This window comes from Variovorax sp. V213 (assembly GCF_041154455.1).
Lineage (GTDB): Bacteria > Pseudomonadota > Gammaproteobacteria > Burkholderiales > Burkholderiaceae_C > Variovorax.
On the sequence record NZ_AP028664.1, the window covers coordinates 3,478,044 to 3,492,349 of the forward strand.

Annotated in this window: 18 protein-coding genes; 12 read left to right on the forward strand and 6 right to left on the reverse strand. The window is 67.1% G+C overall.

What is annotated here, in order from left to right; translation table 11 throughout:
* Position 1 precedes the first annotated feature (1 nt).
* The 4 genes from ACAM55_RS16550 to ACAM55_RS16565 are packed head-to-tail and all read left to right on the forward strand — an operon-like array spanning position 2 to position 1,919.
* The gene (locus ACAM55_RS16550; protein WP_369652591.1) at positions 2-505 is read left to right on the forward strand and encodes a GNAT family N-acetyltransferase; all 504 of its coding nucleotides are present in this window, start codon (positions 2-4) and stop codon (positions 503-505) included.
* 23 nt (positions 506-528) lie between these two features.
* Complete coding sequence (locus ACAM55_RS16555; protein WP_369652592.1) at positions 529-918, forward strand: VOC family protein; 390 nt, start codon at positions 529-531, stop codon at positions 916-918.
* 12 nt (positions 919-930) lie between these two features.
* Entirely contained in the window at positions 931-1,314 is a 384-nt protein-coding gene (locus tag ACAM55_RS16560) for a TfoX/Sxy family protein (RefSeq protein ID WP_369652593.1), read from the forward strand.
* Positions 1,311-1,919 carry a 3'-5' exonuclease gene (locus tag ACAM55_RS16565; protein ID WP_369652594.1) on the forward strand — a complete coding sequence of 203 codons (609 nt, stop codon included), beginning with the start codon at positions 1,311-1,313 and terminating at the stop codon, positions 1,917-1,919. Before ACAM55_RS16560 ends, ACAM55_RS16565 begins: the two co-directional genes overlap by 4 nt.
* 8 nt (positions 1,920-1,927) lie before the next feature.
* On the opposite strand, the gene ACAM55_RS16570 is transcribed toward ACAM55_RS16565, so the two are convergent.
* Together ACAM55_RS16570 and ACAM55_RS16575 are read right to left on the reverse strand one after the other, a co-directional pair.
* On the reverse strand, positions 1,928-2,656 hold the full coding sequence (locus ACAM55_RS16570) for an alpha/beta fold hydrolase (RefSeq protein ID WP_369652595.1): 729 nt from the start codon (positions 2,654-2,656) through the stop codon (positions 1,928-1,930).
* Between the two features lie 120 nt (positions 2,657-2,776).
* Complete coding sequence (locus ACAM55_RS16575; protein ID WP_369652596.1) at positions 2,777-3,763, reverse strand: helix-turn-helix domain-containing protein; 987 nt, start codon at positions 3,761-3,763, stop codon at positions 2,777-2,779.
* A 119-nt stretch (positions 3,764-3,882) separates the two neighbouring features.
* Here ACAM55_RS16575 and gnd point away from each other — a divergent pair, with 119 nt between their 5' ends.
* Positions 3,883-5,307 (forward strand): decarboxylating NADP(+)-dependent phosphogluconate dehydrogenase, encoded by a 1,425-nt coding sequence (gene gnd, locus ACAM55_RS16580; protein WP_369652597.1) that lies wholly within the window; start codon positions 3,883-3,885, stop codon positions 5,305-5,307.
* 19 nt (positions 5,308-5,326) lie between these two features.
* Here gnd and ACAM55_RS16585 read toward each other — a convergent pair whose 3' ends face one another.
* Positions 5,327-5,833 (reverse strand): gluconokinase, encoded by a 507-nt coding sequence (locus ACAM55_RS16585; protein WP_369652598.1) that lies wholly within the window; start codon positions 5,831-5,833, stop codon positions 5,327-5,329.
* A 147-nt stretch (positions 5,834-5,980) separates the two neighbouring features.
* Complete coding sequence (locus tag ACAM55_RS16590) at positions 5,981-7,075, reverse strand: PA0069 family radical SAM protein (protein WP_369652599.1); 1,095 nt, start codon at positions 7,073-7,075, stop codon at positions 5,981-5,983.
* 121 nt (positions 7,076-7,196) lie between these two features.
* On the opposite strand from ACAM55_RS16590, the gene ACAM55_RS16595 reads away from it, so the two are divergent.
* Genes ACAM55_RS16595 through ACAM55_RS16620 form a run of 6 tightly spaced genes read left to right on the forward strand, consistent with a single transcriptional unit; the run spans position 7,197 to position 11,325 of the window.
* On the forward strand, positions 7,197-7,799 hold the full coding sequence (locus ACAM55_RS16595; protein WP_369652600.1) for a GbsR/MarR family transcriptional regulator: 603 nt from the start codon (positions 7,197-7,199) through the stop codon (positions 7,797-7,799).
* 55 nt (positions 7,800-7,854) lie between these two features.
* Positions 7,855-8,280: a thiol-disulfide oxidoreductase DCC family protein gene (locus tag ACAM55_RS16600; RefSeq protein WP_369652601.1), complete on the forward strand. Its 426-nt coding sequence runs from the start codon at positions 7,855-7,857 to the stop codon at positions 8,278-8,280.
* 13 nt (positions 8,281-8,293) lie between these two features.
* Positions 8,294-9,256: a cyclopropane-fatty-acyl-phospholipid synthase family protein gene (locus ACAM55_RS16605; protein WP_369652602.1), complete on the forward strand. Its 963-nt coding sequence runs from the start codon at positions 8,294-8,296 to the stop codon at positions 9,254-9,256.
* Between the two features lie 50 nt (positions 9,257-9,306).
* Positions 9,307-10,353 (forward strand): SRPBCC domain-containing protein, encoded by a 1,047-nt coding sequence (locus ACAM55_RS16610; protein WP_369652603.1) that lies wholly within the window; start codon positions 9,307-9,309, stop codon positions 10,351-10,353.
* Complete coding sequence (locus tag ACAM55_RS16615; RefSeq protein WP_369652604.1) at positions 10,350-10,970, forward strand: DUF4166 domain-containing protein; 621 nt, start codon at positions 10,350-10,352, stop codon at positions 10,968-10,970. The genes ACAM55_RS16610 and ACAM55_RS16615 overlap by 4 nt, the downstream gene beginning before the upstream one ends.
* Before the next feature lie 7 nt (positions 10,971-10,977).
* Positions 10,978-11,325 (forward strand): DOPA 4,5-dioxygenase family protein, encoded by a 348-nt coding sequence (locus ACAM55_RS16620; RefSeq protein WP_369652605.1) that lies wholly within the window; start codon positions 10,978-10,980, stop codon positions 11,323-11,325.
* Positions 11,326-11,342: 17 nt separating this feature from the next.
* On the opposite strand, the gene ACAM55_RS16625 is transcribed toward ACAM55_RS16620, so the two are convergent.
* Positions 11,343-11,999 carry a glutathione S-transferase gene (locus tag ACAM55_RS16625; protein ID WP_369652606.1) on the reverse strand — a complete coding sequence of 219 codons (657 nt, stop codon included), beginning with the start codon at positions 11,997-11,999 and terminating at the stop codon, positions 11,343-11,345.
* A 98-nt stretch (positions 12,000-12,097) separates the two neighbouring features.
* On the opposite strand from ACAM55_RS16625, the gene ACAM55_RS16630 reads away from it, so the two are divergent.
* Positions 12,098-13,315 carry a polyhydroxyalkanoate depolymerase gene (locus ACAM55_RS16630; RefSeq protein WP_369652607.1) on the forward strand — a complete coding sequence of 406 codons (1,218 nt, stop codon included), beginning with the start codon at positions 12,098-12,100 and terminating at the stop codon, positions 13,313-13,315.
* Positions 13,316-13,330: 15 nt separating this feature from the next.
* Here the strand turns inward: ACAM55_RS16630 and ACAM55_RS16635 are convergent, their stop codons facing one another.
* Positions 13,331-14,287 carry a LysR family transcriptional regulator gene (locus tag ACAM55_RS16635; protein ID WP_369652608.1) on the reverse strand — a complete coding sequence of 319 codons (957 nt, stop codon included), beginning with the start codon at positions 14,285-14,287 and terminating at the stop codon, positions 13,331-13,333.
* Positions 14,288-14,306: the final 19 nt, after the last annotated feature.

Below are 14,306 nucleotides of genomic sequence, written 5' to 3' on the forward strand. Positions count from 1 at the left end.
CATGTCCGCAGCACAGATTCCTGCCTTCCATTTGCGCTCCCGCGACGGCGCCGCCGAAGAGAACCTGGTGCTCGCCGGCATCTGGCGCCGGGCCTGGATCGCGGCCAACCGCCGGGCCACCGTCATCGAGCCCATCACACACTGGCTGCGGCGCGTGCAAACCGAATTCGTGCCGCCGGCCGACGTGGTGCTGGCCGAGCGCGAGGGCCAGGTCCTCGCTTTCATGGTGCTGCTGGCGCGCCGCGAATACGTGGCACAGCTCTTTGTCGAACCCCATCTGCGCAACCAGGGTCTCGGGCAGGCGCTGCTCGACGAAGCCGGCGTGCGCATGCCGTTCGGCTGGAAACTGCACGTGGCCACCAGCAACACCGCGGCGCAGCGCTTCTACGAACGCTACGGCCTGGTGCGCGGCGCTGTCGACCGGCACCCCTCCAGCGGACGCGAACGGGTCGCCTACCATTGGTATCCATCGAGCCCGACACGACAGTCGCGGCGTATCGGCTGAGCGCTCTTGCCTTCTGTTTCCCCATGCGCATCGATCACATCGCTCTCTGGACCACCGACCTCGAACGCTGCAAGCGCTTCTACATCGACTACTTCGGCGCCACGGCCGGCGCGGGCTATGTCAATCCGGCCAAGGGCTTTGCCTCCTGCTTCCTCAGCCTGGGCGACGGTGCCCGGATCGAAGCCATGACCACCCGCACGCTCTCCCCCGTGCCCGCCGAACCCGGCGCGCAGCGCATGGGCTGGACACACCTGGCCATCAGCGTGGGTTCCGATGCGGCGGTGGACGCGCTCACGCAGCGCCTGAAGGCCGACGGCTACCCGCTGCTCGACGGGCCTCGCCGCACCGGCGACGGCTACTACGAAAGCGTGGTGCTCGACCCGGACGGCAACCGCATCGAGATCACCGCATGAGCCGGGTCCGCGATGAGTGAATTCGTCGAAAGCCTGCACGAGATTTTCGAGCGCTTCGGCCGCATCGAGGCGCGCCGCATGTTCGGAGGCCACGGCATCTTTCACGAGGGACGGATGATCGCGATCGTCCTCAAGGACACGCTCTACCTCAAGTCGGACGCCACCAGCGCCGAGCATTTCGACAAGCAGAACCTGCCGCCCTTCACCTACGAGCGCAACGGCAAGGCGATGCCGATGTCGTACCGGCAAGCGCCCGCCGATCTTTTCGAAGACCGCGAAGAAGCCGCGCTCTGGGGCCGCCGCGCCTACGAGGCGGCCCTGCGTTCGGGCCAGCCGCCCAAAAAGAAAACCGCAAAGAAAGCCCCAGTGAAGACAAAGAAAGCAGCCTCCCCTTGAGCGACGACACACTCGCTTTGCCGCCCCTTCCCGAGCGCGAGCAGATCGCGCTGCTCGAAGCCTTCGAAGGCCTGGGACTGAAAGACATCGTGGTCGTTTCCACGCTGGCCGAGGCCGAGCGCGCCGCCGCTGCGCTGCTGGCCGCCGGTGTTGCCGGCTTCGACACCGAATCGAAGCCCACCTTCGCAAAGAACGAAGTGTCCGGCGGCCCGCACGTGGTGCAGTTCTCCACGCGCGAAACCGCCTGGCTCTTTCAGTTGCACCGCACCGAATGCAATCCGGTGGTGGCCATGCTGATTGCTTCCACCGAGCTCAGGAAGGTCGGCTTCGGCCTTTCGACCGACCTCACGCTGATCCGCAACCGCCTCAACATCGAACCCAAGGCGGTGTTCGACATCGACAGCGAGTTCCGCCGCCGCGGCTACCGCAAGTCGGTGGGCGTGAAGGCGGCCGTGGCGCTGGTGTTCAACCGGCGCTTCGTCAAGTCGCGCAAGGCCACCACCTCGAACTGGGCCAACAGGCAACTGACGGAAGCGCAGATCCGCTATGCGGCCAACGACGCCTATGCGTCGATCCGCGTTTTCGATGCGCTCTTCGCCGGCTGAGCCAGCTCCTAATCCCGCCCCGCCTCCAGGATCGCCTGCGCGAGCCGCTTCGGGTTCGAGAAGAACATCTCGTGGCTGCCGGGGCACTCCACCAGTCTGAAGAGCCCGAGCCGCTCCGACAGGCGCGGATGCCACGGCAGGCTGTGCGGCATGGCCGTGTCCTGCTGGCAGTTGACATAAGACTTGCCGAGCTGCAATGCCGCCAGCGGCTCACGCAGCCGGATCGTGTCGGTGAAGGTGCGGTAGGGATGCGGGTTCAGCCGCTCGTAGCTGGCCTGCGCCAGCGGCAGGTCGGCGTCGTTGATGAAAGCCTCGCGCCAGACTTCGAACGGCAGGCTCACCGCATTGCCGTTGGCCGCGGCCACGGCGTCGAACATCGCGACGTAGTGCGGCGGCGCCATGTCGTTGAGCGATTCGCCATCGAGCGGTACGAAGGCGTTGACGTAGACCAGGCGCCTGAGCCGCTGCGCGATGCGGTCCGCCACGCCCGAAATCACCATGCCGCCGTAGCTGTGGCCCACCAGGCGAACCTCGGCCAGTTCGTTCTCTTCGATGAAGCGGACGGCCGAGTCGATCGCTTCATCGAGGCCGATGCGCGACCGATCGTCGCCCGCCCGGTTGCCCGCGAGCGTGGGGCAATGCACCACGTGGCCGGTCGCGCGCAGGCCGGCTGCCACGGCCTCCATCTCGCCGCCGGTGTGCCAGGCGCCATGGATCAGAACATAGGTGTCGGACATGCGTATCTCCTTCTTCGTCGTCGTTGAATAAAGACGACTTTAGGAAACACGATGCGGCGCGAATGGCCGCTGTCTGCCAGCCTCGTGGCCGATTGACGCCCGCCGTGCGCCCCGCCTTTCTCAGCGCTGGCGGCGTAAGGTGCCAGGAGTCAGCCCGAGATGCCGGCGGCATTGGCGAACGAAATGCGATGCGTCGGTAAACCCGACACGAAAACCGATTTCCGCGATGCCCAGCCGATCGAAGCGAGGGTCGCCGAGCATGCGCCGCGCCACCTGCATGCGAAAGCCGGTCAGCGCGGCCGCGAAGGTGGTCGCCCCGTCGCCCAGGCTGCGGTGCAGGCTGCGCTCCGAGATGCCCAGTCCGCGCGCCACGCTGGCAGCCGTCAGGCCTGGTTCGGCATGCCGTTCGCGCGTGGCGTCGAGCACGCGGCGGCGCAGCGCCGCACGGGCGCCTTCGCTCGCGGCCGGCCCACCCGCATCGGCCGCGGTGCCAGCGGCGAGCGCGAGCAGCCCCCCGAGATGGTCGGTCAGCAATGCCGCAGGCAGCGGCGGCTTCAACGCGCCCTGCGGCGAAAGCTGCTGGGCAAAGCCGCTCAGCACACAGCCCCAGCCCGATTGCCCGTCGATGCGCCGCGCCACCTGGTCGCCTGCATCCGGAAGCCACGACTCGACCCATGCGGTGGGCAGTTCGAGCGACAGCGTGTCGGCGGACTGGAGCAGATGCAATTCGTAGCAGCGCCGGGAGTCGACCAACACCAGGTCGCCCGGCAGCATGCGCGCCGAGCGGTTGTCCTGCACGGCGACCCAGGGCGAATCGGTCTTGCACAGCAGGTAGTAGTAGTTGCTCCGGCTGTGGGCAATGGCCCTGGGCGTGCGGTACACATCCTGCGCACTGCCGCGCACCCGGTTCACCCCAATGGCGCCGAGCGGCGCGGATTCGAGCGTGGCGCCGAAGCTGCCGGCAAGGGGACTGGTCACGTCCATTTCGAGAAAGCCTTCGCAGACGGCGCCGATCCAGTAGTCCAGCCGCTGCGGCGGCGGCACGGCGTCGGTGGACCAGGTGTGGATCACGGGAGCGGCGATCGCGGGCGAGGCATTTCCGTTCATCGCGCCAACATACCCAAGCCGCGCGCGCTTGCCAAGCGGGTATAGACGCCCTTCGATGGCAGCCCCGGGGCACCCCCGGCACAATCCCCATCACATTTACCGCAGACGAAAGAAGGGCCATGAGCAACGACAAAAGCGATTTCGGATTGATCGGCCTGGCCGTGATGGGCCAGAACCTGGTGCTGAACGTGGAAAGCCGCGGCTTCCAGGTCAGCGTGTACAACCGCACCGAAGCCACCACCGAAGCCTTCGTGGCCGCCAACCCCGGCAAGAAGCTGGTGGGCGCCAGGACGCTCGAGGAGTTTGTGCAGAGCCTCGCCAGGCCGCGCAAGATCCAGATCATGGTGAAGGCCGGCGCACCGGTCGACCAGGTCATCGAGCAGCTGATTCCCCTGCTCGACAAGGACGACATCGTCATCGACGGCGGCAACAGCCTCTACACCGACACCGAACGCCGCGACGCCTACCTCCAAGCCAAGGGCCTGCGCTTCATCGGCGCGGGCGTCTCGGGCGGCGAAGAAGGCGCGCGCAAGGGTCCATCGATCATGCCGGGCGGACCGCTTTCCACCTGGGAAGTGATGAAGCCGATTTTCGAGAGCATTGCGGCCAAGGTGGACGGCGAGCCCTGCGTGATCCACATCGGCCCCGGCGGCGCAGGCCACTACGTGAAGATGGTGCACAACGGCATCGAGTACGGCGACATGCAGCTGATCTGCGAGGCCTACAGCCTGTTCAAGGCGGCCGGCTTCACCACCGACGAGATGGCCGCCATCTTCAACGAATGGAACGAGGGCGAGCTGCAGAGCTACCTGATCCAGATCACCGCCAAGGCGCTGGAGCAGAAAGACCCGGAAACGGGCCGGCCGATCGTCGACCTCATCCTCGACAAGGCTGGCCAGAAGGGCACGGGACAGTGGACGCTCCTCAATGCGGCCGAGAACGCGGTGGTCATCAGCACCATCAACGCCGCGGTCGAGGCGCGCGTGCTGTCGTCGCAGAAAAAAGCGCGCGTGGCGGCAAGCAAGGTGCTGCAGGGGCCGAAGATCGAACTGTCGCTCGACAAGAAGGCGCTGGTGGCCAAGGTGCACGACGCGCTCTATGCGTCGAAGGTCATCAGCTACACGCAGGGCTTCGACCTCATCCAGACCATGGGCGAGAAGAAGGAGTGGAAGCTCGATCTCGGCCGCATCGCGGCCATCTGGCGCGGCGGCTGCATCATCCGCGCGCGCTTCCTGAACCGCATCACCGACGCCTACCGCACCGATCCGGCCCTCGGCAACCTCATGCTCGACCCCTTCTTCAAGGACCTGCTCAACCGCACGCAGCAGAACTGGCGCGAAGTGGTGGCGCTGGCGGTCGGCAACGGCATTCCGGTGCCGGCGTTCAGCGCCTCGCTCGCCTACTACGACAGCTACCGCACCGAGCGCCTGCCGGCGAACCTGCTGCAAGCGCAGCGCGACTTCTTCGGTGCCCACACGTACGAGCGCACCGACAAGCCCGAAGGCCAGTTCTTCCACACCGATTGGCCTGAAGTCATTGGCTGACGCCGGGCCGCATTGCAGATCAGCCCGGCGGCAGCCACGCCTTCACCTGCGCGACCAACTGGCCCAACGGCGCGGTCGCATCGACCGCGAGCACGCCCGGCTCGCCGACGGGTGATTCGAGCGTCGCGAACTGGTTGGCGACCAGGCTCGCCGGAAACATGTGCTCGCCCGCGCCGGCCCGCGCGGCCACGCGGCGCTCGGCCTCGGCGCGCTCGATCTCCATGAACACGAAGCGCAGTCCCGGCACGCCCGCGCGCAGCTGGTCCCGGTAGCTGCGCTTGAGCGCCGAACAGGTCAGCACCGCGCCCTGCGACGCATCGGCCAACGTATGCCCCAGCGTCGCGAGCCAGCCGGCGCGGTCCGCATCGGTCAGCGCGATGCCCCGGCTCATCTTCTCGACGTTGGCCGGCGGGTGGTAGTCGTCGCCCTCGATCAGCGGCAGCCCGAATCCGACCGCCAGCGCAGCCCCCAGGCTCGATTTGCCGCAGCCCGAAACCCCCATCACGACCAGCCATACCCCGTTCATAGATACCTTTTTTGGCGCAACCACGGGGCATTCCCCGTGCATCGGCCGAACTTGAATCTACTTCCAAATCGACTTCTTCATGATGCAAAACTTTATCCGCCGGAAGCAGGGAGTTCCGGTGGCGAACGGCATCGGCATCGACCGGCCCTAGAACAGGTTGCCCTGCCCCGCTGCGCCAGGTGGCCGGAACGCGCTGAGGTCGAGCGCAATGCGCTCGCGGTTGAAGCCGATGCGGTTCGCCGCCTTCTCGAAGCGCTGGCGGATCAGGTCGGCCCAGAGCCCGGAGCCCTTCATGCGCGTGGCAAAGTCGGCGTCGTAGTCCTTGCCGCCGCGCATCTCGTGGATGCGCGCCATGATGCGGTCCGCGCGCTGCGGATAGTGCAGCTCGAGCCATTCCTTGAAGAGCGGCGCCACCTCCCAGGGCAGGCGGATGACGGTGTAGAAGGCACTGCGCGCACCGGCCTCCCATGCGGCTTCGAGCACCTGCTCCATGTCTTCGTTGACGAAGGGAATCTGCGGCGCCACGCTCACGCCCACCGGCACGCCTGCCTCTGCCAGGGTGCGTATGGTGCGCAGCCGCCGATGCGGCGCCGCGGCGCGCGGCTCCAGCTTGCGGGCCAGCTCGCCGTCGAGCGTGGTCACGGTGATGTACACGGCGGCCAGGTGCTCGGCGGCCATGGGCGCGATCAGGTCGAGGTCGCGCTCCACCGCGCTCGATTTGGTGACCAGCGCAAATGGATGGCGCGTTTCCTTCAGCAGCTCGATCACCGAACGGGTGAGCCGCAGCTCGCGTTCGATCGGTTGGTAGCAGTCGGTGGCCGTGCCGATGGCGACGTGGCTGGGCCTGTAGCTCCTGCGGCCGAGTTCGGTGCGCAGCACCTCCACGATGTTGCGCTTGGCGATGAGCTTGGTTTCGAAGTCAAGCCCCGGCGAGAGATTCAGATAGCTGTGCGTGGGCCGGGCAAAGCAATAAATGCAGCCGTGCTCGCAGCCGCGGTACGGGTTCAGCGACCGGTCGAACGAAATGTCGGGCGAGTCGTTTTCATTGAGCACCGACTTCACGTCCTCGAACCGCACTTCGGTCGCGAGCGGCGGCAGCTCTTCGGCTTCGGCCGCGCCTTCTTCGAGCGTGCCCCAGCCGTCGTCGAAGGCATTGCGCTCGTCGCGCGAGAAACGGTGCGCCAGCCGCGTGGCCGCGCCGCGGCCCTTGATGGCGTGGAGGGGGATGTGAGCAGTGGGCATGGCAGATCCTTTTTTCGCTCCAATACTGATTATTTGTACAGTACTCTTGGACGGCCCGCCAAGCAAACGGAATTTTCATTTCTCTCTTGACAGAAATTTCTAAAATCCTAGACTTCAAGGCATGGAACTCACCGACATCCAACGCAAGTTCGTTCTCCACTGGGGAGAAATGGGCTCGATGTGGGGCGTCAACCGCACGGTCTCGCAAATCCATGCGCTGCTTTTCGCACGCGGCAAGCCCATGCATGCGGAAGAACTCTCCGAGACGCTCGGCGTGGCCCGCTCCAACGTGAGCAACAGCCTGAAGGAACTGCAGGCGTGGAACCTGGTGCGCGTCACCCACATCCTGGGCGACCGGCGCGACTATTTCGAAACCAGCGTCGACGTGTGGGAGCTGTTCCGCACCGTGGTGCGGGAGCGCAAGGAGCGCGAGTTCGACCCCACCATCCGCGTGCTGCGCGAGATCGTCTCCAGCCCCGATTTCCTGAAGGAGCCCGCCGACGCGCAAGACCGCATCCGCTCCACCATGGACCTGATGAGCAAGCTCGCCACCTGGGCCGACGAGATGCTGCGGCTCTCGCCGGGCACCCTCGACAAGGTGCTGACACTCGGCGCCAGCGTGCAGAAGTTCGTTCGCGGGGATGCCCCGGCGCCCACGACTCCGGCCGCGAAGAAGGACGACGACGACCCCGACGCTCATCACGCCAGCCTGCCCATGATCTGAGTTCTCTTTTTTTTGCCTGATTATTTCTGTTTTGACAGAAACAACGAAAACCAACATGCACAGCACCGCCGCCTACCCGCTCACCGTGTACTTCGACGCCACTTGCATCCTCTGCACGGCGGAAATGAGCGCAATGAAGGCGCGGGATTCAGCGGCCCGGCTGGAACTCGTCGACTGCTCGCCCGCCGGGTTCGATGCGGGACCGGCGCCGCGCGAGGCGTTGATGACGGCCATCCACGTGGTCGACGCGGCAGGCCAGGTGTTCGTCGGCGTTCCAGCCATCCGGGCTTGCCGCGACGCCGTCGGGTTGCCGAGTGGCAGCTTCCTGCTCGACCTGCCGTGGGTCGCGCCGCTCGCCGACCGCGCCTATGCCGTGCTGGCGCGCAACCGCTACCGGCTGCCGCGCTGGCTGGTGGCCGTGCTCGCCGGCAAGGCGGCGCGGTCGTCCCGCACCTGCGCGGGCGGCAACTGCCGGATCTGAAAAAGGAGTTCTCATGCCGAATGTCTTCCAGCCCGATTTCCGCATGCCTCGAACGGCCGGTGCGTCCGAAGCGCCCTCGCCCGAAGCCGCGCTGCCCATCACCAAGGCCGACACGCAGAACTATTTCACCGAGGTGGCGGACGACTACCGCGCATGGAGCCCCAGCTACAACATGCACTTCGGCTTCTGGCGGCTCGGGCTGAACCCGCTGCGGCGCGAAGGCATGCTGGTGGAAATGAACCGCGCGGTCGGCCGCGCGCTGAAGCTCGACGAGTCCCCGGCCACCCAGGAGGCGCCGCGGCGCCGATGCGTGATCGACCTCGGCTGCGGCGCCGGCGCTACCGCGCGCACGCTGGTGGGAGACGACCCTTTGCTATATGCCGTCACCGTCACCAACGTGCCGGTGCAGAACAGCATTTCCGTGCGGCTCGACGCGGGTGCCGGCGTGGCCGACCGCATGGCGCACATCGAAGCCGACTACACGCGCACCGGCCTGCCCACCGCAAAGGCCGATGGCGCCTGGGCCGTGGAAAGCGCCTGCTACGCCAGCGGCACGGCCAAGGCCGATTTCGTACGCGAGGCGGCCCGCCTGCTGAAGCCGGGTGCGCGGCTGGCGGTGGTCGACGGCTTCCTGCTGCGGCACCGGCCGGGCCGGCTTGCCGGTTGGCTGCACCGCCTGTGGGCCGACAGCTGGGCCGTGCCCACGCTTGCCGTGCGCGGCGATTTCGTCGAGGCGCTGCGTCATAACGGATTCGAAGAAATCGAGGTTCGGTCGCTGCGCTGGCGCGTGGCGCCCAGTGCGCTGCACATTCCGGCGCTTGCCACGCGCTTTGCGCTGGCCGAACTCTGGAAGGCGCGCGGCAGGCTGAGCCCCTGGCGCCGCAAGCACATCGTGGCCAGTTATTGCGCGCTGGCGCTGGGCCTTTTCTGGCGCGACTTCGACTACTGCATGGTGACTGCGAAGCGCAGCGGCTGAACGCCTGTCGAATCCGACACAAAACACAACACACGAGGAGAAGAACTTCCATGAGCACCGAACCCGCCGAAGCCGGCCCTCTGAAACTGGCACCCATCGAGGCCGATGCCGCGCAGGTACGCGACATGCCCGCACGCCCAATGCCCTTCGCATGGTTCTGGCCGCTGCTCGTCGGCGCCGCGGCAGCCCTGGTGCTGCGCATCGCCTTCAGCGGCCTGCCGGGCCAGCGCTTCTCGGCCATGCTCGGCTCCTTCATCTATCTTGCGCCCGCGGTGTGCGGCGCCGTCACGGTCTACATGGCCGAGCGCATCGAGCGGCGCAGCTGGGGCTACTACATCTGGGCGCCGTGGGTCTCGACCGCGCTGTTCGTCGTCGGCACGCTGCTGGTGTTCATCGAGGGGATGGTCTGCGCCGTCGTCATCGTGCCTTTGTTCGGCGTGATGGGCAGCCTAGGCGGCCTCGCAATGGGCATTGTCTGCCGCATCACCAACTGGCCGAGGCCTGCGCTCTACGGCTTCGCGGTGCTGCCGCTGGCACTGGGTGCGGTCGAGCCGCACTGGCCCAACCCGGAACAGATCTCGAACACCTCGCGCACGCTCTTCATCGCCGCGCCTGCCGAGCGCGTGTGGCATGAACTCAACGAAGTGCGTGACATCCGGCCGAGCGAAGTCGGCGATGCCTGGGCCTATCGCATCGGCGTGCCGATGCCGGTGGGCGCCCTGACCGAAGACACCGCCGAAGGCCGCGTGCGCAAGGTGCAGTGGCAGAAGGACGTGCACTTCGAGGAGGTCATCACCGAGTGGCAGCCGCTGCAGCGCGTGAGCTGGCGCTACCGCTTTTCGCCGGACTCTTTCCCCGCCGGCGCGCTGGACGACCACGTGGTCATCGGCGGCCACTATTTCGACCTGCGCGATTCGGCCTACACACTCACGCCGCGCGACGGCGGCACGGAGCTTCGCATCGACGTCTCCTGGCGCGTGAGCACGCGCTTCAACTGGTATGCCGACCGCGTGGCGCAGTTTCTGCTGGGCGACTTCTCCGAGCACATCCTGCGCTTCTACAAGGCGCGCAGCGAGACCGCCGCGGCGGCCGCATGAAAGACATGCGCCCCGTCTTCCAGCAGGCGCTCGGCCCGGGCTGGGAACAGCTGGGCGACGTGATCCGACGGCACTACACGATGGCGCCGTTCTCGAATGCCCACGTCTGCGTGCGCGGCACGATGGACGAGGTGCACCATGCGCCCTGGGCGCGGGTGCTGATGCCCTTCGGCCGCCTGTTCGGTGCGCTCGTTCCCTACACCGGCACCGGCGTGCCCATCGAAGTGCACTACCGCTGCCGGCCCGGCAACGCGCTCCTGTACTGGGACCGCGTCTTCAGCTTCGAGGGCCGCGCGCCCTTCCACTTTCGCTCGCACATGGCACAGGCGCCCGCGGGCGGGGGCGAGGTGATCGAATACGTGCGCTTCGGCCTCGGCATGCGCCTGGCGGTGAGCGCGGAAGAAGGCGCGCTGGTGTTTCGCGACCTGGGCTACGTCTGGCGCCTTGGCCGGCTGCACCTGCCGCTGCCGCTCGGCCTGTTGATGGGAACCGCCTACGTCGAGGAGCGGCCCGACCCGGACGATGCCGACCGCTTCACCATGAAGATGGTGTTGCGCCATCGCTGGTTCGGCGACGTGTTCCGCTACAGCGGCCGCTTCCGGTTGGGTTCACAATGACCGCATCATGCCGCGCCGCCCCGAGAACCTCTATCCGCAATACCACGCCCACGTCTACTTCGGCCCCGCCACGGTGGCGCAGGCAAGGCAGCTGTGCGAGCAGGCAGGCCGGGAGCTGATGGTGGTGGTCGGCCGGGTGCACGAGCGGCTGGTCGGCCCGCACACGCACTGGAGCTGCCAGCTGGCCTTCGACGCCGCCGAGTTCGACCAGGTGATCGAATGGCTCGAGGCCCATCGCGACGGCCTCGACATCTTCGTGCACGGCGTCACGGGCGACGACTTTGCCGACCACACGGCGCATGCCATGTGGCTTGGCGAAGAAAGCCCGCTCGACCTGCGGATGTTCCGGCGCTGACCGGCACTCCACGAGAGTCAGAACTCCGCATCGAGCTCGTCGATTTCCTCGGGCTCTTCCTTCGCGGCGGCCACCCACTCCTGCATGGCGGGCAAGTCCATCACGCGCTTGCAGTACGCGGCGCAGACGCTGTCCAGCGGCACGTCGTAGCTCAGGAAGCGCGTGACCACCGGCGCATACATGGCATCGGCCATGCCCGGCTGCTTGCCGAAGAGAAAGGGGCCGCCGTAGGTCTTCAGGCATTCGCGCCAGATGGCGACGATGCGGTCGATGTCGGCCTGCGCGCGCGACCAGATCTTGAAGCCGCGGAACCGGGCCTTGATGTTCATCGGCAATGCGCCGCGCATCGAAGCGAAGCCCGAATGCATCTCGCCGCAGATGGCGCGGCAGTGCGCGCGGGCCTGGATGTCGGCCGGCAGCAGCGCGCCCTTGGGCTTGATCTCGTTCAGGTATTCGCCGATGGCCAGCGTGTCCCACACCTTGACGTTGCCGTGCTGCAGCGAGGGCACCAGCATCGACGAGGAGAGCAGCAGCATCTCGGCCTTCATGGCCGGGTCGTCGGGCGGAATGATCTTCTCGCTGAAGTCGAGCCCGGCCAGCCTGCACATCAGCCAGCCCCGCAATGCCCAGGCGCCGTAGTTCCTGCTGCTGATCGTGAGAACGGGTTTGGCCATCGTGGATCTCCTGGACGGACTGCTTGCTGCCGGTTGGCTCCCATGGCCGTGCAAGGCCTGTGCCACCGCTTGGCCCGCAACTTGCCTGTACTACTTTCATGTTGTATCGGGCCTACCAGAACCAAGCCGACCTGCTCTCGCCCTCCCGGCTCGCAGCCCAGTACCTCGGCCAGGCGCTCTGGAAAGAGGGCACCGAACGCACCATGTTGCGGCGCATGGCCGCGCAGCTCGACGTGTTTTCGCGCATGCGGCTGACCCATTCGCGCCCCGACTACGCCATCGCCAGCGTGCCGGTCGACGGCGTGGAAACCGCGGTGCACGAAGAGAAGGCGCTGGTCTCGCCCTTCGGAACGCTGTTGCATTTCCGCAAGGACACGCAGGCCGTGCATCCGCCCGTGCTGCTGGTCGCACCACTGTCGGGCCATTTCGCGACGCTGCTGCGCGAAACCGTGCGTACCCTGCTGCGCGACCACGACGTGTACCTGACCGACTGGCACAACGCGCGCGACGTGCCGCTGTGGCATGGCGGCTTCAGCCTCGACGACTACACGCTGCAGGTCATCCGGTTCCTCGAAGCCATCGGCCCGGGCGTGCACATGGTCGCGGTCTGCCAGCCCTGCGTGGCCGCGCTGGCCGCCACGGCGCTGATGGCCGAAGACGACAACCCCGCCACGCCGCGCAGCCTCACGCTGATGGCCGGCCCGGTCGATTGCCGCATCAACCCCACCGGCGTCAACGTGCTCGCGACCAGCAAGCCCATCGAATGGTTTCGCCGCAACCTCATCAGCCACGTGCCGTGGCCGCATGCCGGCATGATGCGGCGCGTGTACCCCGGCTTCCTGCAGCTCTCGGCCTTCATGAGCATGAACCCCGAGCGCCACAAGAAGCAGTTCCAGGACATGGTCCATTACCTGGTCGAAGGCGACGTCGAGAAGGCCCGCACCATCGGCGCCTTCTATGACGAATACCTGGCGGTGAACGACCTGCCGGCCGAGTTCTACCTGGAAACCGTGGAGCGCGTGTTCCAGACCTACGACCTGCCGCGCGGCGTGCTCACCGTGGGCGACCGCACGGTAAACCCCGCTGCCATCCGCCGCACCGCGCTGCTCACGGTGGAAGGCGAGCGCGACGACATCTGCTCGGTCGGCCAGACGGTGGCGGCGCAAGACCTCTGCACCGGCATCCGGCCGTACCTCAAGGTTCATCACCTGCAGGCCGGCGTGGGGCACTACGGCGTTTTCAGCGGCAGCAAGTGGAACGCACAGATCTATCCGCGCGTGCGCGAAACCATCCACGCCGCCGCCGAGCTGTACTGAACCGGCCGGCCGGCTTCAGCGCCGGCTGCGCTTTCCCTTGGCCGCCACACGCCGCACCGCGGCCTCGCCGGCCTGCGGAAGCCGCTCGCGCAGGAACGCAATGAGCTCCTGCGCCACCACGTTGCGCATCGGCCCCGGCAGGTAGGCCAGTACCACGCGCCGCTCGACGCGCGGCTTCAGCAGCGGCAGCACCACCAGCTCGGGGTCGCGCAGCGACGAGGTGTAGAGCCGCGGCATCAACCCCAGCGCCTGCCCGCTGCGCACCAGCGCATAAAGCGTTTCGGAATAGCTCACGCGGTAGGGCTCGGCCCCCTGTTCGAATTGCGCGCGCGCCGGGTTGCCGAGTGCCGGCATGCTGCCGCTCTCGAACAGCACCAGCCGCTCCTTGCCGATGGCCTCCCAGCTCGCGTCTCCGGCCGCGGCCAGCGCATGGTCGCGGCGCACCACCAGCACCAGCGGATCGCGGAACAGGTCGATGCAGTCCAGCCCACCCGGCGGCTCGGTGATCGCAGCCACCGCCATGTCGAGCTGGCCGCTGCGCAGCTCGGCCAGCAAGATGGTGGAGGGCGCGTCGCGCCAGGCGATCTCGACCTCGCGATCGTCGGCCTCCAGAAACTCGCTGGCCGCGGCCGTCACGCGCGCGCTGGCCGACGGGATCACGCCCACGCGCACGAAAGCCCGCCCGCGTTGCACGGTGCTTTCGATGTCGCGCAAGGCCACCTCGAAGGTGTTGACCAGGAAATCGGTGCGCGCAAGCACCTCGGCACCCACGGACGTGAGCTGCAGGCGATGGGTGGAGCGGGTCAGCAGCTCGGCGCCGAGCAGTTTCTCCATCTGCTTGATGGCATTGCTCAGCGCCGGCTGGGTGATGGCCAGCCGGCGTGCCGCGCGGCCGAAGTGCCCTTCTTCCACCAGCACCGAGAAGAACTGAAGCTGGCGCAAGGTGAGCGCCCGAAGCGGCAAGGAGGCCATGGCGATCCCGTTATCGATT

Bases quoted from the DNA above. Each gene is read 5' to 3' on its own strand.
- ACAM55_RS16550 (WP_369652591.1), top strand. From the start codon at position 2: ATGTCCGCAGCACAGATTCCTGCCTTCCATTTGCGCTCCCGCGACGGC.
- ACAM55_RS16555 (WP_369652592.1), top strand. From the start codon at position 529: ATGCGCATCGATCACATCGCTCTCTGGACCACCGACCTCGAACGCTGC.
- ACAM55_RS16560 (WP_369652593.1), top strand. From the start codon at position 931: ATGAGTGAATTCGTCGAAAGCCTGCACGAGATTTTCGAGCGCTTCGGC.
- ACAM55_RS16570 (WP_369652595.1), bottom strand. From the start codon at position 2,656: ATGTCCGACACCTATGTTCTGATCCATGGCGCCTGGCACACCGGCGGC.
- ACAM55_RS16575 (WP_369652596.1), bottom strand. From the start codon at position 3,763: ATGAACGGAAATGCCTCGCCCGCGATCGCCGCTCCCGTGATCCACACC.
- gnd (WP_369652597.1), top strand. From the start codon at position 3,883: ATGAGCAACGACAAAAGCGATTTCGGATTGATCGGCCTGGCCGTGATG.
- ACAM55_RS16585 (WP_369652598.1), bottom strand. From the start codon at position 5,833: ATGAACGGGGTATGGCTGGTCGTGATGGGGGTTTCGGGCTGCGGCAAA.
- ACAM55_RS16590 (WP_369652599.1), bottom strand. From the start codon at position 7,075: ATGCCCACTGCTCACATCCCCCTCCACGCCATCAAGGGCCGCGGCGCG.
- ACAM55_RS16595 (WP_369652600.1), top strand. From the start codon at position 7,197: ATGGAACTCACCGACATCCAACGCAAGTTCGTTCTCCACTGGGGAGAA.
- ACAM55_RS16600 (WP_369652601.1), top strand. From the start codon at position 7,855: ATGCACAGCACCGCCGCCTACCCGCTCACCGTGTACTTCGACGCCACT.
- ACAM55_RS16605 (WP_369652602.1), top strand. From the start codon at position 8,294: ATGCCGAATGTCTTCCAGCCCGATTTCCGCATGCCTCGAACGGCCGGT.
- ACAM55_RS16610 (WP_369652603.1), top strand. From the start codon at position 9,307: ATGAGCACCGAACCCGCCGAAGCCGGCCCTCTGAAACTGGCACCCATC.
- ACAM55_RS16615 (WP_369652604.1), top strand. From the start codon at position 10,350: ATGAAAGACATGCGCCCCGTCTTCCAGCAGGCGCTCGGCCCGGGCTGG.
- ACAM55_RS16620 (WP_369652605.1), top strand. From the start codon at position 10,978: ATGCCGCGCCGCCCCGAGAACCTCTATCCGCAATACCACGCCCACGTC.
- ACAM55_RS16625 (WP_369652606.1), bottom strand. From the start codon at position 11,999: ATGGCCAAACCCGTTCTCACGATCAGCAGCAGGAACTACGGCGCCTGG.
- ACAM55_RS16630 (WP_369652607.1), top strand. From the start codon at position 12,098: ATGTTGTATCGGGCCTACCAGAACCAAGCCGACCTGCTCTCGCCCTCC.
- ACAM55_RS16635 (WP_369652608.1), bottom strand. From the start codon at position 14,287: ATGGCCTCCTTGCCGCTTCGGGCGCTCACCTTGCGCCAGCTTCAGTTC.